This window comes from Clostridium sp. CM027, assembly GCF_024730565.1.
GTDB lineage: Bacteria > Bacillota > Clostridia > Clostridiales > Clostridiaceae > Clostridium_AD > Clostridium_AD estertheticum_B.
Genome location: NZ_CP077725.1, coordinates 766175 through 789710 on the forward strand (window position 1 = coordinate 766175; position 23536 = coordinate 789710).

At 30.4% G+C, this 23536-nt stretch carries 19 protein-coding genes and 2 pseudogenes; 5 read left to right on the top strand and 16 right to left on the bottom strand.

Going from position 1 to position 23536, the window contains the following annotated elements; genetic code table 11:
* The first annotated feature begins 111 nt into the window (after positions 1 to 111).
* Both KTC92_RS03780 and KTC92_RS03785 read left to right on the top strand, forming a co-directional pair.
* Complete coding sequence (locus tag KTC92_RS03780; RefSeq protein WP_216304055.1) at positions 112 to 624, top strand: GNAT family N-acetyltransferase; 513 nt, start codon at positions 112 to 114, stop codon at positions 622 to 624.
* Positions 625 to 1434: 810 nt separating this feature from the next.
* On the top strand, positions 1435 to 2526 hold the full coding sequence (locus tag KTC92_RS03785) for a hypothetical protein (protein WP_220287166.1): 1092 nt from the start codon (positions 1435 to 1437) through the stop codon (positions 2524 to 2526).
* 223 nt (positions 2527 to 2749) lie between these two features.
* Here the strand turns inward: KTC92_RS03785 and KTC92_RS03790 are convergent, their stop codons facing one another.
* Positions 2750 to 2956 (bottom strand): DUF378 domain-containing protein, encoded by a 207-nt coding sequence (locus KTC92_RS03790; RefSeq protein ID WP_165412978.1) that lies wholly within the window; start codon positions 2954 to 2956, stop codon positions 2750 to 2752.
* Positions 2957 to 3203: 247 nt separating this feature from the next.
* On the opposite strand from KTC92_RS03790, the gene purB reads away from it, so the two are divergent.
* Both purB and KTC92_RS03800 read left to right on the top strand, forming a co-directional pair.
* On the top strand, positions 3204 to 4634 hold the full coding sequence (gene purB / locus KTC92_RS03795) for an adenylosuccinate lyase (RefSeq protein WP_216304027.1): 1431 nt from the start codon (positions 3204 to 3206) through the stop codon (positions 4632 to 4634).
* A 382-nt stretch (positions 4635 to 5016) separates the two neighbouring features.
* Positions 5017 to 6015, top strand: a complete 999-nt coding sequence (locus KTC92_RS03800) for a tyrosine recombinase XerC (RefSeq protein WP_220287164.1) — start codon at positions 5017 to 5019, stop codon at positions 6013 to 6015.
* Between the two features lie 68 nt (positions 6016 to 6083).
* Here the strand turns inward: KTC92_RS03800 and KTC92_RS03805 are convergent, their stop codons facing one another.
* Complete coding sequence (locus tag KTC92_RS03805) at positions 6084 to 6593, bottom strand: hypothetical protein (protein WP_258280683.1); 510 nt, start codon at positions 6591 to 6593, stop codon at positions 6084 to 6086.
* Between the two features lie 183 nt (positions 6594 to 6776).
* Here KTC92_RS03805 and lexA point away from each other — a divergent pair, with 183 nt between their 5' ends.
* Positions 6777 to 7385, top strand: coding sequence for a transcriptional repressor LexA (gene lexA / locus KTC92_RS03810; protein ID WP_216304024.1), 609 nt, complete (start codon positions 6777 to 6779; stop codon positions 7383 to 7385).
* A 106-nt stretch (positions 7386 to 7491) separates the two neighbouring features.
* On the opposite strand, the gene KTC92_RS03815 is transcribed toward lexA, so the two are convergent.
* The 14 genes and pseudogenes from KTC92_RS03815 to KTC92_RS03880 all read right to left on the bottom strand — a co-directional run bounded on the left by KTC92_RS03815 (position 7492) and on the right by KTC92_RS03880 (position 23487).
* Positions 7492 to 8772 carry a methionine gamma-lyase family protein gene (locus KTC92_RS03815; protein ID WP_216304023.1) on the bottom strand — a complete coding sequence of 427 codons (1281 nt, stop codon included), beginning with the start codon at positions 8770 to 8772 and terminating at the stop codon, positions 7492 to 7494.
* Positions 8773 to 8921: 149 nt separating this feature from the next.
* On the bottom strand, positions 8922 to 10508 hold the full coding sequence (locus tag KTC92_RS03820) for an ATP-binding protein (RefSeq protein ID WP_220287162.1): 1587 nt from the start codon (positions 10506 to 10508) through the stop codon (positions 8922 to 8924).
* Positions 10498 to 11673: a hypothetical protein gene (locus tag KTC92_RS03825; protein ID WP_216304021.1), complete on the bottom strand. Its 1176-nt coding sequence runs from the start codon at positions 11671 to 11673 to the stop codon at positions 10498 to 10500. The genes KTC92_RS03820 and KTC92_RS03825 overlap by 11 nt, the downstream gene beginning before the upstream one ends.
* A gap of 344 nt (positions 11674 to 12017) precedes the next feature.
* On the bottom strand, positions 12018 to 12608 hold the full coding sequence (locus KTC92_RS03830) for a DUF1349 domain-containing protein (RefSeq protein ID WP_216304020.1): 591 nt from the start codon (positions 12606 to 12608) through the stop codon (positions 12018 to 12020).
* A 316-nt stretch (positions 12609 to 12924) separates the two neighbouring features.
* The gene (locus KTC92_RS03835) at positions 12925 to 14295 is read right to left on the bottom strand and encodes an alpha/beta fold hydrolase (protein ID WP_220287160.1); all 1371 of its coding nucleotides are present in this window, start codon (positions 14293 to 14295) and stop codon (positions 12925 to 12927) included.
* A 13-nt stretch (positions 14296 to 14308) separates the two neighbouring features.
* Positions 14309 to 15613 carry a HAMP domain-containing sensor histidine kinase gene (locus tag KTC92_RS03840; protein ID WP_220287158.1) on the bottom strand — a complete coding sequence of 435 codons (1305 nt, stop codon included), beginning with the start codon at positions 15611 to 15613 and terminating at the stop codon, positions 14309 to 14311.
* A complete protein-coding gene (locus KTC92_RS03845; protein ID WP_220287155.1) occupies positions 15610 to 16314 on the bottom strand; it encodes a response regulator transcription factor in 705 nt (234 codons plus the stop codon). Before KTC92_RS03845 ends, KTC92_RS03840 begins: the two co-directional genes overlap by 4 nt.
* A 111-nt stretch (positions 16315 to 16425) precedes the next feature.
* Entirely contained in the window at positions 16426 to 17364 is a 939-nt protein-coding gene (locus KTC92_RS03850; protein ID WP_220287153.1) for a hypothetical protein, read from the bottom strand.
* Positions 17365 to 17451: 87 nt separating this feature from the next.
* Positions 17452 to 19233, bottom strand: coding sequence for an ABC transporter ATP-binding protein (locus tag KTC92_RS03855; RefSeq protein ID WP_220287150.1), 1782 nt, complete (start codon positions 19231 to 19233; stop codon positions 17452 to 17454).
* Positions 19230 to 20960 carry an ABC transporter ATP-binding protein gene (locus tag KTC92_RS03860; RefSeq protein ID WP_216304014.1) on the bottom strand — a complete coding sequence of 577 codons (1731 nt, stop codon included), beginning with the start codon at positions 20958 to 20960 and terminating at the stop codon, positions 19230 to 19232. Before KTC92_RS03860 ends, KTC92_RS03855 begins: the two co-directional genes overlap by 4 nt.
* A 169-nt stretch (positions 20961 to 21129) precedes the next feature.
* Positions 21130 to 21818 (bottom strand): annotated as a pseudogene (locus KTC92_RS03865) (RNA-guided endonuclease InsQ/TnpB family protein); the annotation flags it as partial.
* Between the two features lie 9 nt (positions 21819 to 21827).
* A pseudogene (locus tag KTC92_RS03870) lies at positions 21828 to 22147 on the bottom strand (recombinase family protein); the annotation flags it as partial.
* Between the two features lie 54 nt (positions 22148 to 22201).
* Positions 22202 to 22444, bottom strand: coding sequence for a hypothetical protein (locus tag KTC92_RS03875; protein ID WP_216304013.1), 243 nt, complete (start codon positions 22442 to 22444; stop codon positions 22202 to 22204).
* A gap of 215 nt (positions 22445 to 22659) precedes the next feature.
* On the bottom strand, positions 22660 to 23487 hold the full coding sequence (locus tag KTC92_RS03880; protein WP_216304012.1) for a CPBP family intramembrane glutamic endopeptidase: 828 nt from the start codon (positions 23485 to 23487) through the stop codon (positions 22660 to 22662).
* Between the last annotated feature and the right edge of the window lie 49 nt (positions 23488 to 23536).

Here is a 23536-nt window from a genome sequence, read left to right on the forward strand (position 1 = left end):
ACCAATTATAAAAGGTTATGTTTTAAAAAACAAAAATATTGTATAATGTTGTATAGAATGATCGTTAAGAAATTTTTAGTGGCAACTTTTTATTGTGAGAGGGGTATAAAAATGATAAGAGAAGCAGTAGAAAATGATTTGATTGATATTTTAGAAATTTGTAATGATGCAATATTAAATACAACAGCTGTCTATGATTATAAAGTTCACACAATTGATGACAGAAAACAATGGTATGAAAAAAAGAAGAAAGAGGGGTATCCAATATTAGTAGTTGAAGAAAATAATAAGGTTATCGGATTTGCTACATTTGGGCCATTCAGAGCATGGCCTGCATATAAATATACTATTGAACACTCTATTTATGTTAATGGTAACTGTAGAAACAAAGGCATAGGAACACTACTAGCTAAAGAACTAATAAGATTTTCCAATGAAAGAGGATTTGCAACCATGGTGGCGGCAATTGATGAATCAAATGAAAAAAGTATCAAATTGCACGAAAAATTGGGGTTCGAGTATTCAGGTAAGATAAATAAAGCTGGATTTAAATTTGGGAAGTGGCTCAATCTTGTTTTTTATCAATTAGAGCTTAAAGGCCCTGAAAACCCAATAGATGGTTAGTGTGTAAGTTATAATAATTATAAAATACATAGAGAGTAGGAAATAGAATGGCTGCAATGATATGATAGCAATTTATTGTAATAATTGGAGTAGTAATTCTAGTGCCTAACTAATCAAAAATTCATTTAGACAAAGCATCTATATTAATTTATACATGCTTTTTTTTGTTAATAAAAAAATTTCAAGTAAAACTTGATTAGTTTAATCACATATATCTCGCAAAATATAATATTCTCTTTATTGAAGAAACTCAAAATGGGAACAAGAGAATACTAACAATGGAACAAATTTAATCAAACAAATAAATAAGGCATCAAAAATAATTATTAACAAAATTATTTTCCAACTACAACTTAAAATATCCTTTGTTGAGACATACTTGTATGTTATTTAAATCAGCAAGTAGAAAAAAGCAATTAATGTTACTATACGGGTTAGCGTCAACATCATAATGAAGTATTTTATGATGTTAAATTTTTATTAATGATACCACATTTGGGGAATTTGATTTGCTATCATTCGATATATGGAATATAATGAAACAAGTATTTTAACGATACTTCATTATATTTCTAGGGGGACTACAAAGAGAAAATTTCAGTGTAGTGAGCAATCAAAAGGGAGGCGTTGGCAAGACCATGTCTACATTAAGATGCGTAGCTACTATTACTTAGGCTCTTGTATAAATCTTCTCAATTCAATTTTTAAGTTTGTCACAAGTATCCATCTACTTTATAATTTACTGAAAGTGAATTATATAATTATGTAGCTGGAAAAACAGTAAAAAATAAGGGAGCGAAAATTAATTTTATGAATATTATTAAAACTGCAATTATAACTATAATAATATCATTTATATCTGGATTACTATTAGATTATTATAGAAATTTAGGACCTAGAATATTATGTAATGTACGAAATGGTAAACCTATAAAAACGGATGGCAAAGAACATTGCACATACATTATTACTGTTAAGAACCCATCAAATAAAACAATTCATGAGTTAACTATAAATATACAGGGTTCACAGACTAACTTAAAGAGTGCGGGTGCCACAATAACAAAAGGTTTAAAATTTGATTCTTCAATAAAGGATAACATTTTAGAGGTTTATATCCCTTTTATAAGTAAGGGTGATGAGTTTTCAGTTACAGTATATGTAGAAAAACAATCTAATTACAATAATAAGCCTATTATTGTAATCAGATCACCTGAAAATTTTAAGGAGATAGACTCTGTAGAACAAAAGGGAATACTATCATTTTTGTTTAATATACCTAAAAATGTAAAACAGGTAATCCTTAAGGCAGTGAGAAAGAACGAAGCAATAGTTCCTAATGAAAAAGAAGATTTTACAGCGGTTATGAATAAGGTAACAGGCGCTGAACAAACAATAAATAAAGAAAATAGGGAAGCGCTCTCTAGAAATAAGAAAACTAGTAAGAATAAAAAGGCAATGATAATTATCGCAACAATTATTTTAGTTATAATTGTTGGGGGTTTAGGAAGATTTTATTTTAAAGGGACATCTCCTAATGTAAAAACTCCCGTTCCCAAACTATCCACAGATGAAAAAAAATCAACTGGAACTCCAGATAAAAAAGGATCAACTGGAACTCCAGATGAAAAAGAATCACCTGTAACTCCAGATAAAAAAGAATCACCTGGAACTCCAGATGAAAAAGAATCACCTGTAACTCCAGATGAAAAAGAGTCAACTGGAACTCCAGATAAAAAAGAACCAACTGTAACTCCAGATGAAAAAGAACCAACTGTAACTCCAGATGAAAAAGAACCCACTGTAACTCCAGACGAAAAAGAACCAACTGTAACTCCAGATGAAAAAGAACCAACTGTAACTCCAGACGAAAAACAATCAACTGTAACTCCAAGTAACTAGTTAGCTAGGATGTGATAATGGAAAAAATCGATATATCAGAAATTAAAATAAAAGTATTGGAACGTAGGCCAGTATAACTTAGCAATTGTGAACTGAGCCCAATTAAGAGGGCCTAGAAACCCAATAGATGATTTAATATAATCAAAAATACTCCATAATAATTTACGGAGTATTTTTCTATTAATATTACACTATTTAAGATAATATTAATAGAAAAGAGGATCTAATTTTTTTTATTTCTCGCTATGAAAACAATAATATTCACAGCAGATAATCCTACTAAAATGTATATTGCTCTAGCAAGGAAGGGAACAAATCCAAAGATAAGACTAACTAAGTTAACATTTAACAATCCTAAAAGTCCCCAATTTAAAGCACCAATCAATACAAACACGAATGAAAGTTTGTCGATAATACTAAGCTTATACATAATTACCCCCAGACTAATATAATTATTCTATTTGTATAAATTATATTATAAATATAATATTTTAGAACTGTTTAATAATTTCTTTAAAGCGTATATAATGTTATGGTATATAAATTTATATACTAAAAAATAATTTGGAAAGTACAAATTAAGTATACGAACATTTTCATTACTTTTAGCACTATTGTATGTTATAATATGAATGAAACTTGTTTTATATTTAAAATTGTACGTATGGAGGCAGAATATGAGAAATTCTTATAATACACCATTAAATAGTAGATATGCATCAAAAGAGATGAGTTATTTATTTTCAGATGATATGAAGTTTAGAACATGGAGAAAGCTTTGGGTTGCACTAGCTGAAGGTGAAAGGATATTAGGAATCAATATTACAGAATCTCAAATTGAAGAGCTTAAATCCTATGTAGATAATGTGAATTACGAAGTGGCTGAAAATAAAGAAAAAGAAATACGACATGACGTAATGAGCCATGTATATGCATATGGGGTTCAATGTCCTAATGCGAAGGGTATTATTCATTTAGGGGCTACTAGCTGCTATGTAGGCGATAATACAGACTTAATAGTCATGAAAAAGGCTTTACTATTAATTAAGAAAAAATTAATTAATGTAATTAGTAAATCTTCAGAATTTGCATTAAAGTATAAAGATGTTCCTACACTAGGTTTTACCCATTTACAGCCAGCTCAATTAACTACTGTAGGTAAAAGGGCAACCCTATGGATTCAAGAATTAATAATGGATCTAGAAAATTTAGACTTTGTAATAGATAGAATAAAGTTACTAGGGGTTAAAGGAACAACTGGAACCCAAGCGAGCTTTATGAATCTATTCGAAAATGATGAGAAAAAAGTAAAAGACTTAGATAAATATGTAGCGAATAAAATGGGCTTTGAAGATACATATCCCGTTACTGGTCAAACTTATTCTAGAAAAGTAGACTCTATAGTATTAAATACTTTATCAGAAATAGCTCAAAGTGCATATAAATTCAGTAATGATTTAAGGATACTTCAAAGCATGAAAGAAGTGGAAGAGCCTTTTGAAAAAAATCAAATTGGATCCTCTGCAATGGCATACAAAAGAAACCCTATGCGTTCTGAGCGAATTAGCTCTTTATCAAGATATATTATAGTGAATTCATTAAATCCTGCTATAACAGCTGCAACACAATGGTTTGAAAGAACATTAGATGATTCAGCTAATAAGAGAATATCCGTAGCTGAAGCTTTCTTAGCACTTGATGGAGTATTAAATTTGTATATGAATATAGCTGGAAATATGGTAGTATATGAAAAAGTAATTACTGCTCATGTAAACCACGAGCTTCCATTTATGGCTACAGAAAATATCCTTATGGAAGCTGTTAAAAGGGGCGGGGACAGACAAGAACTTCATGAGAACATTAGAGTTCATTCTATGGCTGCAGCAAAACGCGTTAAAGAAGAAGGCTTAAATAATGATCTTATAGAAAGAATAATAAATGATGATAGTTTTAGGATGTCAAAAGAAGAGATATTTGCTGTAATTGACCCGATTAAATTTGTAGGTAGAGCTCCAAGTCAAGTAATAGAATTTATAGATGAATATGTAAAACCAATAATCGAGGCCAATAAAGATGCATTAGGAGTAGAAACTTCTATAAACGTATAATCCTTAGTATTGGATAGAAATTATACTATAAAAAGCTATCAGTGATGCAAACAAAACTGATAGCTTTTTTAGTTTAACGACATTTTAGAAGGAAAGTCTCCCAATTCTATAAGTAAGAGTTACATAACCTAACAAATAGAAAATTTCAGTGGTAGTATAAATCTCCTTTTGAAGTCGGTAATATTGTAGCTCCACAGGCCATGATTTCACTATAACTTTCGAAGAATAAAATTCAAATTGCATGTGGAAATAATAAAAATAATAAAAACATTTGTTTATTTTTATTATTTTAGAAAAATCAGGATTTTGCTCCCCCTCTTGTAGTATAATAATGTCGTGAAATGTAAGTTTCACGACATTATAATGATTTTTGGAGGTACTTATGAAATCGAATATAAATACTATTTATAACAATGAACTCCCACCGTTTCTAAATGATTATCTGAATTATTTATCTACTATTAAAGGATGTTCTAGTTCTACTGTTGTTGCTTATACTGCTGATTTATCATTGCTATTAAAGTTCTTAAAAATATACAAAGGTCTAGTCTCTTCAGAAAATGCTCTGCCTCTTGAGAACATTATAATTAGTGACCTAACTTTAGATACATTAAAAACTCTTACATTGCAGGATTTATATGCCTATATCTCCTATCTTGGGAAATATAGGGCTAATGGTAACTACGCTAAAGCAAGAAAAATTGCATCTATAAAGTCCCTATTCAAGTATTTAACCACTAAGGCTAAAGTGCTAACTATAGACCCGACAATAGATTTAGAGTCACCAAAACTTGGTAAAAGAAGTCCTGTTTTTTTAACATTAAGTGAAAGTAAGGCACTACTAGACGCTACAAGCTCTAGAGATAAGCATTCTATTCGCGACCATAGTATTATTACATTATTCTTAAATTGTGGTATCAGGCTGTCAGAACTTTGTAGTATAAACATATCCGATTTTAAAGATGATACATTATCTATTATTGGGAAAGGAAATAAAGAACGAACCATTTATTTGAATAAAGCTTCATTGAAATCAATTTATAAATATTTGCCTATTAGAAATATGAACATAGATAAAATTCATTCTGAAGATAAGGATGCCCTTTTTATAAGTGGTAAATATGGAAGAATTAATAAACGCACTGTGGAGAGAATTGTAAAAAAATATATAGGTAATGCTGGACTTAATAAAGATAAGTATACTCCTCATAAATTAAGGCATACATCTGCTACTCTTATGTATAAATATGGAAATGTAGACATTAGAAGTCTACAAGAAATATTAGGCCATGAAAATATATCTACCACCCAAATATATACTCATGTAGATAATGATAAATTAAGAAATGCGGTTAAGTCAAATCCACTTTCTGATGAATAAAAAAAAGTATATATTACGCGTATTGCAATACGGTTAATGCATTATGCGTAATATATACTTTCTAATACTTATATTTTTTTTAGTCTTATAAGTCCAGGAAATTCTTCTTGAAGTAATCCTGAGTTATCATCTTCATTTTCAAGTAGCTCTTTTGCCCCGTCTATGTCATCTATAAATTCCCAAACCTCATTGTTTTCAGGTATGAACTCATCTTTATGTAGTTTTAAAAATTCATCGCTGGCTACCACTGAGTCATAATCTTCAAGTTTTGGTAGTTCATCATTTTCATTTTCATCATTATCTACTTCTTCCGCTAAATTAATTTCAGACCTGTCACAAATATTTTCGTCTACCTCTTCTACCCCTTCAATCTCATTATCCTCAAAAACTTCATCAATTTTTATAGCTTTTACATCGTAACCTTCCATTTCTAAGCATTTACCGCAATTATTACATTTCTTATTTGAATTTAATTCACAGACTTCACATTCTCCACAACTATTACAAATTTTCTTATTATTAAATATACAATTTTTAGACATACAACACTCCAATCTATTTATTTCAAATACTTTCATAATAGACTATTATAGCAAATATATTTTCAATAATCAAACACTAACACCCCTTAATAATGACTTATGTATTCATACATAATAATATATAATTTTTTATTTTTATTAATAACTATAAAACAGAACGTAAGTTTGATGTTATTACATTTATATGGTATAATTATACTATGAATGGGAGGCGTTTACATGTTAACTGAAAAAAAAGATAAGCAAAGTGAAATATATAACTTTATAAAGAAACAGGTACAACTAAAAGGATATCCACCTTCAGTCAGAGAAATATGTGATGGCGTAGGATTAAGATCTACTTCGACTGTTCATGGGCATTTAGCAAGACTAGAAAAAAAAGGATTTATCCGTAGAGACCCTACCAAGCCTCGTGCAATTGAATTAATAAAGGATTCTGTCATAAGAAAAGAACTTATAGATATACCTATTATAGGGAAAATCACTGCTGGCAAACCAATACTCGCAGTTGAAAATGTTGAAGATACATTTACACTTCCTTTAAATTTCACTAAAACCAATAATGAACTATTTATGCTTAAAGTTTCTGGTAGCAGCATGATTGAAGCAGGAATATTGGATAAAGACCTTGCTATAATTGAGAAAATCAATACCGCTAAAAATGGCGATATAGTTGTAGCTCTTATTGATAATGAAGCAACTATTAAAAGATTTTTCAAGGAAAAAGATCATATAAGGCTTCAGCCTGAAAATTCAACTATGTCCCCTATCATAGTTGATGACTGTGTAATTTTAGGTGTACTTGTTGGTATTTACAGAAAGTATTAAATATCCACCTTTAAAGATTTTATGTAACAAAAAAGTCCTGCAATGAATATATCAATTGCAGGATTTTTTTATTCTATTATTAAGTCATAAATATTTACTTTCTAGTTCAAATAACTCTTGAAAGTGCTATTAGTATTCCAATTTTAGCATGATCAAACGTTAATCCACCCTGTAAATATGCTATATAAGGCTCTCTTATTGGAGCGTCTGCAGATAATTCTATAGATGCTCCCTGAATAAATGCACCTGCTGCCATTATAACCTTATCTTCATATCCTGGCATGTCCCACGGTTCACATTGAACAAAAGAATCAATGGGAGACCCCTCTTGTATACCCCTACAGAAATTAATTAACTTTTCCTTATCATTAAATTTAATTGCTTGAATTATATCACTTCTTTTATCAGTATACTTAGGAAGAACTTCAAAACCTGCAAGTTCCATAATTCTTGCACAGAAAATAGCGCCCTTCAATGCTTCCATAGCTATATGTGGTGCTATGAATAGTCCTTGATATAAAGAACGCATAACTCCAAACGTAGAACCACATTCCCCTCCTATTCCAGGAGTTGTTAGTCTGTAAGAAGCTTGTCGTACATATTCTTCTTTACCTGCAATATATCCACCTGTAGGTGCAATTCCACCACCAATATTTTTTATGAGGGATCCAGCAACTATATCTGCTCCTACATCTGTAGGCTCCGTAACATCAATAAATTCACCATAACAATTATCTACAAAACAAATAACCTTTGGATTTATAGCTTTTGCAGCGCTTATAATATCATCTATTTCAGAAATTAATAATGCTTTTCTCCAGCCATATCCAGTAGATCTTTGAATATGAATTAGCTTTATTGACTTATCTTCAATCAGTGTCTTTTTCATTAAATCAATATCAACTTTAGAGTTATCGTTTAATTCTAATTGTTTATATTTTACACCATAATCTTTTAATGAGCCTATATCCTCCTTAGCATTTATACCTATTATATTAAGAAGTGTATCATAAGGTGTTCCGCATACCGATATCATGGTATCATTAGGTCTTAAATTACCAAATAAGGACGCTCCAATTGCATGTGTTCCATTTACGAAATGCGGCCGAACGAGTGCACTCTCACAATTGAAAATTCTTGCATATACTTTATCTAATGAATCTCTCCCAATATCGCCATAACCGTATCCAGATGAATTTGTAAAATGGCATTCGCTAATTCGTTCATCTTGTAGTGCGGTCAAAACCTTAAGTTGATTAAACTCTCTTATTTCATCAAGAATTTTAAACTCATCTTGTACATCTTGTATTGCTATATCATAGAGTTTTAGCGTTTTTGAACTTATTTTATACTTCTTTTGAAGGTATACTTTTGTTATGTCTATCATGATTCCAGGTCCCCTTTTTATTATGTATATATTATGTGTTTTAAACTTTAACTACCGTAATAATAGTAACATAAATAATACCGATGTAGAATAGTTTTATTTATATATCAATCATATTAGTATGTATTTAATTGTCTCTTTCTTTACTATTACAGCACCGCAGGTGATGATTTAACTTTTTCAATAATCTCTTCAACAGTTTCCTCTAATTCTTTTCCAACTTTTTTATACTCAATTTCAAATTTTTCATTTTGATTTTTCATAAAATACATTAACGCATAATAAGTAGGCTTAAATTTATCCTTTAGCTTAAATTCAGCTTCATTAAACATTTTAAATAAGGAATTGTATTGTTTTTTAGCCATTAGAAAAATTAAATATTCATTAATAGATTTATTATATTTATCTGTATTATTAGCTGATCTTAAAAATAAGCGAGCTTTTTCTAAGGATTCTTCTATTCGATCATTAGAAAGTAAGGTTTCAGATAAAACATAAATGGTATTAAAATCATTTTCATTTTTTTCATTTTTTTCATTTTTTTCACTTTTGTTAATTAGGTCCTCTTTATTGCACCAGCTTTCAAAAAAACCCACAAGCCATTTCACCTGCTGTTTTTCTTTTTCTCCCCCAAACCTCATCATATACCATATGTTAAAAAATCGTTCTTTTATTTTGTACATATAATTTTTCTTATTTACAGGTGTTTTATTTATTACTCCGTTTTTTTCTAATTGATTTAACTGAGCGGATACTTCTTTACTTTGCATTCTTATTTTATCTGCTATTTCTTTTGTGGTTATGGCATCAAAGCGTAAAGCTATAACATCAACAATTTCCTGTTGCACTGGAGATAACCTATCCATTGTATGTTTATAAAGAGGTGTTACTCTATCTAGTAATGTATCTAATTGTTTAAATACGGGTCCGTTGTCAACATTTAAAATATCGAAAAGTAATGCCATGATTCTTGGCACCCCACCTGTTAACCGCCTTAAAGCTTCTATTTTCCCACTGTTACTTTTAAGTATCTCATTTATACCCTTCTTATTAAAAATTCCACCTAACTTTTCAAAAAATTCCACAGTTTCTTCTGAATTTAATCCTTCTAATTTTATCAGATTAAAGAAGTTATAGAAGGGATTACTATAATCAAAAGTAAATTCTAAAACTTCTGAAGATGCTCCTATAATTCGAATTTCAGCAGAGGTTAATAGAATTTCTCTAAGTTTTTGCTGCTCATAGATTTTAAACTTCTTTAGAATACCGAAAGTATCATCTATTAATAGTATTAATTTTTTATTTTTTTCTTTAAGTTTTTGCTCAAGTATTTTAAAGCATATATCTTCGTAGTCTTCTACCTCTGCATATTTATCCATTTCATCATAAAGCCCTACAAACTCATCATTTTCCATTTCAAGATTCGCAGCCGTTACCTCCCAAAGTTTAAACAGTCTCCGTATACTGTATTGCTCCTCAGGAAATATAACAGGGATAAACTTTGCTTTTAGCTGCTTATCTCCTTTTATTTCAAAGTATATTCTTTTTAATAAAGTTGTTTTACCATATCCTCTTTGACCTTCTATGATATAATGCTGCTCTGGATATTTCATGTCAGAATTTTTTATATCTTTAAAAATCTTTTGAAATTCTTTTTTCCTTATTACAAATCTATCAACTAATTCTTGATGCGATAAATTATTGGGATTATAAAAACTTAAAGTACTAGTTTGCATTTTTTTTACACCACCACATTCTTAATATAGGAGAGGTAAATGTATATAATTTTTCCTCCTCATCATTATTTATATATCCATCATCAATAATAGTATTTAAGAGATCTTTATATGTTTCGCAAAGATTATATTTTACAGCTAAATCATATATTTCGTTATAAGTTATCTTCTTAGCTTCTGTTATAGCTATTATGTTTAATACTTCTATAATAAACTTATAGTCATTATTTTTGTACACCTTAAGCCTCTCATGCCAACTGCTAAATTTATTATTTTCCTCTATCATCCGTTTAATTGCTATATCAACCGATTTATTATATATAGAGCATATTTGATCTTCATCATAAATATCCTGAATTTTATCCATAGCAAGTTGAATATAAAAAGGAATCAACCACTTAATTTCATGTAGCATATGATTTATAGTAGCGGTATCCATTGTGAAATCAAGCCCTTTAAGTAGTTCATTTATAAGACTTTTCCCCTCTGATTCACTTAGTGGAGTGACTTTTAAAATATCTAGATCATTTATAAACTTTGAAGAGTCCATTCGTCTTGCAATACCCTCGAGGCTTATGGACCCTGTATATATGAATTGAAATTTATTATTTATATCACTATTTTGTCTTAATGCTCTATTACTTTGAAGAAGATGAACTGCATATGTAGTGCCTTCATTTTGTTGAATATTTTCTATCGTTTGAGCAAATTCATCTATCATTATAATTAATTTGTGCCCTTCTAAATCAATAGATCTCATAATTTCTATAAACTTTTCATAATAATTAAGTTCAATAGTCTTAGTAAACTTAACAGTGTCTATGCCTACTTCGTCAATACTTTTAAAAATGGTTTTAGCTAAATCTTTAATTGAATTTATTACTTTGTCTCTTTTCTTTATTGAATCGCAATTTAAAATGGCCTTTACAATTTCCTTATAATACTTATTTTCGTTGTAAACAGACTCCGTAATTACATAGATTATATAATATTTATCCCTTGGGTTATCTTCTATATACCTCATTAAAGATGTTTTCCCAACCCTTCTTGGAGCTGAAATTATAATACTACTAGCTGAATCGATTTTTCTCCATAATTTATTTATTAAAATAGGTCTTTTAAAAAAATTTTCACCTCGTGCAGCTTGCCCTGTTGTAATTTTCATAATTAGCACCTCCGCAATTACTTATATTTACAATTATATCTAACAAAAAATATTTTGTCAAGCATTCTAACAAAATATTTTTTGTCAAAGTCAAACCCCTTATTCACTTTTTTTACAATTACTAAACAATTTAAGAAACATGTAACCTAACTACTTAAAATAATATCTGAGGATTACTATAGCAAATAAAACTTCCTATTAATAATATCAATCCTAAAATTCTAATAATTAAGATAGTTTTTTTAATCCCTAATTTACTAAATGTTTCTGGTGTTCCAAATGGGAATACAATAATACAGCACTTAATATCATAACGCCTACACATATGTTATTTTCTCATTTTATTATTTATGCTCTTTCCATAAACAATCCCCTATCTTCATTTCAGTAAAAACAGCCTTAAAAGAATTTTTACTTGGTGAACATGCAAGTAACCCAATATTAATTTCTTTTTCACCTTCAAACAAGTGGAAAATCCGCATCTGTTTGAAATTTACACCATCAAAGGAATTTTCAAGACAATAATCACTCTCTCGTCTGCTTAATCTATACCACATACAATTTACAAATGCTCCAATATCCGTAGTTGCCCAATCAGAATATCCATGATTTGTTACCACACTTCCAAGCCATGCAGTATTATTGTCATGAAATTCTATTCCTGCCTTTACCCAATTTTCACTGTTTTGATAAATTGCAACTCCACATTGGTCAAACAATGCTGTACTATTAAACTCTGCCTTTACTGTAAATGAAAAATATCTTTCATCTGTTGTAATATAAAGAACATGAGCATTATCATTTCTAAATCCATAATAAGTTCTTTGCCAAAAATCAGTGTTAGGGTCTGTTATAATTTCAACTCTATCTCTTCCAATTACATAATTTCGAGGTTTAAAAAACCATTTTTCTTCTTTATCACTAATTTCAAACATCTTAATCCTCCCCCAATTCAAATAACTTTTAATACATAATAAAATACAACTGCGTCGTAACTAATGTAATATTATCATAATTTACCACACTTTGGAACAATTTCCTCATAAATAAAGACCATACATTGTTTATATATACGCAACACTAAAATCAATTGTCCAAGCCATTTATATGTGAATTAGTATAGATAAACAAGCAATGTTGGCGCTACTACGATAATAATAGGGACGACTCATAGTCCCCACTTCATTGATATATCAATAATGTGGAGACTCAGTACAAGAAACGGAAAACAGTCCCATTTCAATAACTCTGTTACTTTATCTTTGTTTCCTTCAATATCAAATTTATCATCAAATCAACAAACTTGTCTGGTTCGTTTCTCCATGGATCGTGCCCTGAGTGTTCAAACCAAATGAGCTCTTTAGAAGGGGCTTTTAGTGAATTGAAATAATCCTCAACCAATACTGGTGACGCGTTGACATCGTGACGACCTTCCATAAAGTACACTGGAACATCTAACTTTATAGCTTGTTTACGTAGATCTAAATTGTATAACTGAGGATAGACATGATTAAAAGTAGTAACTAAACCAAAAAAATAATTTACTTTATCGCATAACCCATACTCAGTACCTCCAATTTCACCAAATGTATTATATCCTGCTCTCTCAATTTCAGAATTTTTTGTCATATGTTTACTCAAGTACTGTGAGAGGGTAGAAAATTTCCAAACTACATCTTTACCATGGTATGGTGGCAGGCCTTGATTTTTCATTTTTTCAATTTGTTTTATATCTCTGCTATCTTTTGCCATCTTAAGCACTAGTTCATACATACGGACATCGGTTTCAACGAATTCAACCATCTGACCAGTACCAATAAAAGCAGAAAATAGTTCTGGGTAACATTGCACAAGCAATATACCTAGTGCACTCCCCCACGACTCACCAAGTACATATACCTTTTCTTGTTTAAATCTATTGCACAGGTACTGTGTTAGCTCATGTCCATCAGAAATATATCGCTCAGGGGTAATTGATTTAAGAGGTACAGCATTAATTGACTTACCCGCCCCTGGTTGATCCCAGTTAACAACCACATAATTATCTTCAAGTTTTTTTAGTTGCTCTCTGGTTGCGGCTAGCTGTGTTCCACCGGGACCACCAGCTAGAAAAAGTAGCACCGGATTATTTTTATTTTTTCCACGAATAGTTATCCACTGATCACTACCACCTAGACTTACTTTCTCTAAGGTAGCAATACTACCCACTAATGGTTTGCCATTATCTCCAAGTATAGGTGGCGTGTATGCCATCCACTGGCTACATAGTATAGAAACAACATTCACAAATAATAATACTACTGCTACAATCAACTGACTCCGCAGTTTCAAAAGCCAGGGCGTTATCCTTGCTTTTTTACGTGTACAAACAGCAATAATTACTGCAATCAAAATTGAGATGAAAAGAGTTGCTATTGCTACAACCAAAGAAAGTATCAATATTAACGCAAACCCTAACTCTATAGGGACAGTTTTCATTGTAATCATAAGATGTGGGCGTATAACAATAATATACAAAGCGATTATAACTGCTGTGAGTAGCGGTAAAAGAAAACGTAGTTGAAGCAACAAATTGGTTTTTGACCCACGAGAAGTTGTATCTTTTTTAAATAATGATTTCATATTAGTCTCCCTTCTACAAATATTTAGTCTGTTTTCTCAGATACTTCCAATTCTTATTTGACACAAAAAATGGATTAAATATATCTTTTGCGATTTCTGAAGGCATTCCAATCCCATTATCCTTAAAGATAATAACGACTCCATCACCCTGCTCAAATAAGCTGATCATTAAGAGTGTTCCTTTGGGATTATATTTTATTGTATTAGAAACAAGATTTTGGATTACTCTATTCATCTGCTTTAAATCGATGTCAATAAAGATTTCTTTTTCTGGTATCTCAAAATCATATGTAAATTGTGCCTTATCAAATGTAGTTATAAAAAAACCTATTTCTTCCCTCATATACTCACATATATCAACTCTGGTTTTATTCAATAAATATTTCGAACTTTCCATTTTAGACAGCTCAAATAGGTTAGTAACTAAATTATTTACTCTTACGCTGTTTTCACATATTACTTTCATGTATGTACGGTATTCTTCTTTTGATAAATCAGGTTTGTTATAGCTAAACTCTGCATAACCCATAATACTTGCAAGAGGGTTTTTAAGATCATGAGAAATATTAAGTATAAGCCTTTTACGGTTTTCTTCAGACTGATTTCTAAGATATATTTCCTGTTCAATTTGTTCTGCCATTTCGTTAAATATATATTCTAATTCTCCAAACTCATTTTTCAAATTAAGCTCAACTCTTGAAGAATAATCTCCATCTTTCAATCGAGAAGCACTGTGACAAAGTTTCTTTAATGGGCTTATAATGCTTATAGATGATAGCTTTGAATATATCACGGTGCATATTGCAAGCAGTATGAAGTAAAGTAAGGTAACAGCAACAATAACACCAACTACTCCCTGTTTATCAACGGAATTGTATTCTTTGTTGTATACGAAATTCAAATCAATTCTAATAGAAGTTGGAAACGTCACTACCAGCCAAAATTGCTTTTTAGAATTATATTTAATACTATAGCTATAACGTCTTTCAATACTTTTACTCTTCATCAAAAAATCAGTAAACTCCGCTGTGGTAAGTTTACCTTTTGAAATAGTGTTAAGCCCTAAAGAATATGCAACTTCATAATCGGTGTTAATTACCTGTACACCGCCGCCATTATAAATAACCTGTTCTACGTCAATCCTTTTATAATCATCCTTCATTAGGCTTTCTGCAGTATAATTATTCTTAGCAAGGGTCTTGGATATAACATCGTTTGTAAAACCTAAAAGCATAAGTGCGAATAGAGCTATCATTATGGAAATAATAAACATGAGGACATAGTTTGCTAAGAATCTGCTTTCTATTTTTCTGTTCATAAGCTAACCGTGCTCTGTTTATGAAACTTATATCCAATACCCCTAATGGTTTTGACATATTCCGGATTTCTTGGATCAGTCTCAATCTTATTTCTGATATGACTTATATGCACCATAATGGTGTTATTGTCACAATAAATATCCTCATCCCATACTGCCTTGTATAACTGCTTTCTGGTAAAAACCCTTTCCGGATTCTCCATAAGGTACTTAAGCAACATATATTCTTTTGCATTCAGTACCACCAGCACATCCTCTTTATAGACGCAGCAGGCATCTTTATCCAAGCACAAGCTGCCATACTTTATTTTGGAGAATGCGTGCGTATTTTGCACCGAGTATTCAAGGTTTCGCCTAAGCTGTGCACCAACTCTTGCAAGCAGTTCTGGCATGCTAAACGGCTTTACTATGTAATCATCAGCACCAATCCCGAGTCCTAAAATCTTGTCCATATCATCACCTCTAGCGGTTAGAAATATGACAGGAAGATTACTTGTTTGACGGATTTTTCGTAGCAGATTGAATCCATCCAGTCGTGGCATCATAACATCAAGGATAGCAATATCAATTGCTTTGTTTCGTATGATTTCTAAAGCCTCAATGCCATCCTCTGCAGCAAATACAGAGTATCCCTCCTGCTCAAGCTCTAACTTTAAAAGGATTCTGATGTCCTTTTCATCTTCTGCGATTAATACATTCAAAAAACCACTTCCTCATCGTGTATATTTGTTTGCGCTGATATCAACATCTACTCCTCCTTAATTAATGCCTACCTTTAAACAAAATAACTTTTATGTTTCCTCAATCTACATTTACGCTTGTTCAACAAGCAATTTAATATTTTCTTCCGTTGAAAGCAAGGCATTTTGTATACTATCGAGCTTTTCTTTCAGTGAACCTATTACATTTTCTACATTGTTTGCAACACGATGTACACTATCTAATGATTCACAGATCCTTGATTGTACAACCCAATCAGATATAAGACCATCAATAAAATAATCTGCAAATGTTTCGAAAGACCCAATATTTATATCTATATTCATTATTAAATTCACATCGGATAATTCATTTTGGAATCGTATCAATGCAATTTTTGTATTATTTGCATATTCCTTAGCTTCATCAATATGTGAGTGCTTAGCTGCAGTTGCAAGTAAGCCTCCTCCTAGTATATCCCATGTTCCCCAGCCTTCAGCGCTTTCAAGAGAATTTTTTACCCGTCCAAGTTCAATTTGTACAGCCTCACCTGACGCAATTGCTTCCTTCAATTCTTTCTTCTGTGCTTCAAGGTCAGCTAGGTTGTCTATAAGTTGAAGTAACTTTTGAGATTTACCATCATTTAATCGCAGTATAAACTCTTTTTTGTGCTTCAATACAGTTTCATATTCACACTCTACGCCAAGTAGACTGTTTAATGAAGCTTTATACGATACAATTTCCCTCTCTAATGCTAAAACTGATTTACAACACTCATCATACTTTAACCTAGCAGAAAGCAACTCTTGCCTCTCTTTTTCAAGCTGTTGATGTTTACTCCCGAGTATCGAATAAAATATACTAGTAATACTTAATGATTCAAGTTTTTTGACATCCTTATCCTCATCTTTAAGAATATTTTCGAGCTCTATCTTTCTATCTAATTCTTTTTGCAACACTTCCCTAGTCTGGTTAACCGAACTTTGAAATTTCTTTTTTCTCAACAATTTTTCTTTGACATTTATAAGTTCCCTGTTAAGTTCTTCAAACATACTAAACTCCCTTTCTGCATATAACTTTTTTATACACAATAAAATACAATACGACCATGATACTTTAAATATTCATTAATAATTAGTTTAATTTGCTACCGGACTCCCAAACTGACTATTATAGAGTTTTTCATAGAAACTGCCCTTTTTCATTAACTCATTATGGGTTCCTTGTTCTATAATATTTCCTTCATCTATAACCAATATTAAATCTGCATTACGAATAGTTGAAAGTCTATGTGCAATAACAAAGCTAGTTCTTCCTTTCATTATATTCCTCATAGCTTTTTGAAGTAATATTTCTAATCTAGTGTCAACTGAACTAGTTGCTTCATCTAATATTAATATTGCTGGATTTGATATTATAGCTCTTGCTATAGTCAAAAGTTGTTTCTCTCCTTGAGATATGTTAGAAGCCTCTTCGTTTAGAAACATGTTATACCCATCTGGAAGTGTTTTAATAAAGTGATGTACGTTAGCTATTTTAGCCGCTTCAATAATTTCTTCCTTGGTAGCTCCAAATCTACCATACTCAATGTTTTCATAAATTGTTCCATTATATAGCCAAGTATCCTGAAGAACCATACCGAATATAGAACGTAAATCTTCACGTTTCATATCTCTAGTATCCACTCCATCTATCTTTATAGCTCCCCCTTGAATATCATAAAATCTCATTAATAAATTTATTAATGTTGTTTTACCTGCTCCTGTTGGACCTACAATAGCAACCATCTGACCACTTTTTATCTCTGCGTTTAAGTCCTCAATTAAAATCTTATCTCCACTATATCCAAATTTGACATGTTCAAAAGTAACATTTCCACGTACATTCGCGAGCTTTATAAAAGAGGCTTTATCTGGAATCTCCTCCTTCTCATCTAATATTTCAAATACACGTTCAATTGCCGCAAAGGCTGATTGTATTGCAGCAGATAATTGTGTTACTTGAGAAATTGGTTGGTTTATTTGCCAGATATAACGAATAGATGCTTGAAGATTACCCACTGTCATTATTCCATTTATAGCATATGTTGCGCCAAGAATTCCAATGGCTGCAATTCCTAAATAACTTACCAATGAAACTAATGGAGAAATTATACTAGATATAAATTGCGCCTTAAATCCAGTATTAAAAAGTTCTTCATTAATATTTTCAAAATCTTTTATAGCATCTTCTTGCTTTCCATACAGCTTTATTTCGTTAAAACCAGTATATATTTCTTGCACTTTACCATTTAATTCCCCCAAAACATTTTGCTGTCTATAAAATAAATTTTGTGATTTACTTACTATAAATTTTGACACTAAATAACTTATCGGTATTATAAGTATAGCTACCAATGCAAGTTTTATATTAATTGTAAACATCATCGCAATAGCTAGAGTTATTGCCAATATTGAATTTATAACTTGGCTAAAACTCTGTTGAAGTGCATTAGAGATAGTATCTATATCATTTGTTATGCGGCTCAGCATATCCCCATAGCTATTTTTATCAAAATAACTTATAGGTAATTTTCTAATTTTACCTTGTACAGCATTTCTTAAATCTTCCATAGTGTTTTGAATAGAATTAGTTAACAACAAACTTGCTGCATATGTTGATAATGTTCCAAATATATAAATAAAAGCCAATATTACCAATACCCTTAAAATATAATTAAAGTTAACTGAAGCTCCTTTTATACCTTTTGCTATATTCACAACATCTTTGGCAAGACTAGTTGTAATTAATCCCTCTATTTTTGGAGCAATAGCAGTAAAAATAGACGCTACTACTATAAATAAAATTGCGCCAATCAGTGCTCTCCTATATGGTTTTACGAAGGGAGAAATTTTTCTTATATTATCCGTTAACTTTTTCATTGTTCCAGTTCCTCCTTTGTAAGTTGAGATGATGCAATTTCATAATAGATTTCGCAGGTTTTTAGTAATTCTTTATGAGTTCCTATTCCTACTATCTCGCCTTCATTCAATACTATAATCTTATTAGCATCAATTATGGATCCTATCCGTTGTGCAACCATTAAAACTACGGAATCTCTAGTTTCGTCCTTTAACTTTTCTCTAAGCATTGCATCTGTTTTAAAATCTAAAGCGGAAAAACTATCATCAAAAATATAAATTTCAGGCTTTCTAACTAATGCTCTTGCAATAGATAATCTTTGCTTTTGACCTCCTGACATATTAGATCCACCTTCACTTATTAATTCTTCAAATTTTTTATGTTTACTATTAATAAAATCATAAGCCTGGGCTACCTTAGCCGAATGTTCAAGTTCTTGTTTATCTGCAGCAGCTTTACCAAATTTAATATTAGTGCCTATACTGCCAGTAAACAACAATGTTTTCTGAGGTATAAACCCCATTTTTTCACGTAGTGCTTTTAAATCATATTCTCTCACATCTACGCCATCTATCTTTATGCTACCCTTTGTAACATCATAAAATCTTGGAATTAAATTAATTAACGTACTTTTCCCACTGCCTGTACTTCCTATAAATGCAACTTTTTCTCCTTTTACTGCTGTAAAGGATATATCACTTAAAACTGGAATCTCTCCATCTGGATAAATAAAGGTAACATTATCAAACTCCACAATCCCCCTAATAGCCGTATTTTTAACACCATATTTAGGATTTTTAATAATAGGCTCTTCAGCTAATATCTCGTTAATTCTATTAGCTGAAATTTGTGCTTTTGGATACATGATAAACATCATTGAAAAAAGCATAATTGAGAACATTGCATGAAACAAATATTCTATAAATGCTACCAGTTGTCCAACTTGTAGCGTTCCTGCATTTATCATTTTGCTAGAAATCCAAAAAATAGCGAGCACTGCTAAATTCAACAAGAAAAAGAAAGTTGGCTGAGAAATTGCCATAAGCTTATATAACTTCTTAGATAGATTTGTATACTCATTGTTAATTTCTTCAAATCTTTGGTTTTCATGATCATCGTTACCAAATGCCCTAATTACTCTCGCTCCAGTTAAATTTTCTCTTGATATTCTATTTAATTTATCTAATTTTTTCTGTTGCTTTTCTGATATTGGATAAGATATCTTAGATATAATAATTACCCCAAGCACTATGAATGGTACCGTTATCGCTAATACTACAGACAAATGTAAGCTCGTTCTTATAATCATTACCAAACTTACAATAAACATAACCGGTGCAAGGAATGCTACTCTTAATAATGTATTTGTAAATTGTTGTAATTGAAAAACATCATTGGTTGTTCTGGTTATCATTGACGATATCCCAAACTTATCATATTCACTATGTGAAAATTCCTGAGATTTTTTAAAAATATCGTTTCTTAAATCTCTAATCATACTAGTAGAGATTTTTGAAGAACAGTATCCTAATAATATTGTACCCATGGCTCCAACTATAGATATTCCTACAATTACAATACCCATATGCTTTGTGTATTCTATATCCTTATTAGCTATTCCTGTGTCAATCACTCTAGCCATTATTGTTGGAATTCCTAATTCCACTAATACAAATCCAAAAACGGATATTATATTCAGCACTAGAAGCGGTTTATATTTTTTTATATATTTTAATATTAGTTTCATTCCTTCTATTCACTGCTACTTAAAATATGGACAATTATCCCCATACCAAGAAAATTCCTTTTTCAACGTGTCTGTCCTCATATAGCAAACTATACTACTAACATTTGATATAACACTCCAAAGGCGTAAATTCCCGACTAGCCATCGGTACATATATACAATAGCTTGGTTATGCTACTTTGTATGTTTTAGCATTTGCAAGGTTTATACTAGCATTTTTATCCCTATCAATTATAAGTCCACATACTGGACATACATACTCTCTGTCTGAAAGTTTTAAATCTTCCTTAACACGTTGTACTTGATGGATACCATCTATCAACAATTCTTAATTCTATATTGTTAATCTTACATTTGAAAGTAAGTTTAACTCTAAAGCCATAAAAATTTTGTTGTGCTATTGCCTTTGCCAAATGCTTATTCTTCATCATTCCTTTTACGTTTAAATCTTCAATTATTATATAAGACGGTTTGGTTTTTACTATCTTATTAACTACTTGATTAACATAATTGTTTCTAATATAAGAAAGTTTCTGATGAAGTTTTTGTACCATAACTATTTGTTCGGATATATTTTGCCTGGTAGCAGTTCCTCCTTTTATATTTATTTTTTTATTTCTTACCTTTAAACTCTCATATTTCCTTGAAAGTTTAATGTGTTCTCTTTTTAACTTCTTTGGTTTTATTTATATGTTTAAATGGTAGCTTCATTGTGTTGACTATTGCCAAGTCTTTTATTCCTAAATCTATTCCTATTCCTTGATTATTAGAGCTTGCATAATCATTAGTACCTTGAACATTAATTAAAACAGAAACATAGTACCTACCTGCTTTAAAACCTACAGTTCCACTAGTTACTTTTAACTAATTAAGTCCACTTCCAATATCCTCAAATACCTCATCAATTATGATACCTCTAGCATTGGCAAATTCTTTAAGAGTAGCAACTTGATTTTTTAAATCATCTTTCTGACCACTACTCGAAACCCTTGTATAAATAATGGTTTTTTTGATGTCTTTATCTTGAATTATTTTCCCATATATTAAGCATATTGGTTATGGGTATAATATCTTCTATTAGAAGGATTTCTAAAAGCTATTAATTTCTTATCGTTATCCCATCTTTGTAATGTTCTTACCGAAATACCTATCATTTCAGCAAATGCTTGTGGGTTGTATATATTTATTCAAATCATACCACGCTCTTTATCGTATAACTTATCTTACTAATCCTAAATTTACTAAAAAAATGTTATAATTACAGAAACAAAGATTACGAATACTCCACTTAGAATTAACAAAATTGATTCTCCTTTTTTGTTATTAATATATGAGTCATACCCATTTAATATGCTCAAGATACCTAATAATAGTAATGCAATTGGTATTATAATTTTTATATTAATGATATTAAATAAACCTAAAAGCGATAATGTAATAACTATTGCTGAGATTAATATTTTTATAACTCTTACTTTTTTCAAGTTATTACCTCCCAATAAAAATAATCTTCTCAATTTTCTACAAATGTTTAGGTATTATGGATTTACGATTGACGAATTATCTAAATCCATTAGTATGGTGTTAAAAAATAAAGCCATATTGATATTCAGAAATCCCTATTAATTTTACTGTCCAGTAATTTCTACTCACGACCTATAAAAAAAATAAGCGTTTATAATAAATCCTAAGCTTGTTTTTAAGTATTGGCACTTAATTTTTTATGTTTAAATTTATACACTGCTAAAATTAAAATCAGTATTATAATTACAATAATTGTTACATAATCAAAATATAAACTGAAAACCAAGTTACTAATTTTTATATCGAAAAGTAAAAAATTGTTAGATTCACCTGTTATGAAACTATAAAAATCTACTACGAAATGTAACCCTATAGGCAAATATAAAGATTCTGTTATTATATACAAATACCCCAATAGAATTCCCATAATAAACACAACAAATAGGGCATGAAATTGTTGATAATACTGCGTATGAAATATTGTGAAAATTAATGAGCTTATTATCAGAGCAACGACTTTCCCTTTAAATTGCATTAAATGCTTTAAAATAATACCCCTATATAATATTTCTTCAGTAAAACCGACTATTGCACAAGTCACGAATGCACTAATAATAGCTACAATAATTTCATTTGTAGGGTAGAACATAAACCCTATACCTTTGAATTTTACAATTTTTATTACACTCAAAATCAACACCCTAGCGAAATACATTAGCGTTCCTATGCCAATACCTATAAATAACTGTTTAAAACTATTTTGTTTAAACTTCATGTCAATAAAATCAAAACTAACTCTGCCATTATTGTACTTTTTAATAACAAAATACTGGCCGATTAATATACTAATTTCTAAGCCACTATAATTTATAAAATTATTTTCAAGCAATTTAAGCCCAAATTTTCTACTAATAAGTGTTATTACATACCATACAAATGCAGCTAAGATAATATTTACAAAAGATACTGCTACGATTTTTAAATTTCTATTAACCTTCTTCATTTTAACCCCTACTTTAATTTACTCGTATTTAATTAAACATATCATTCTT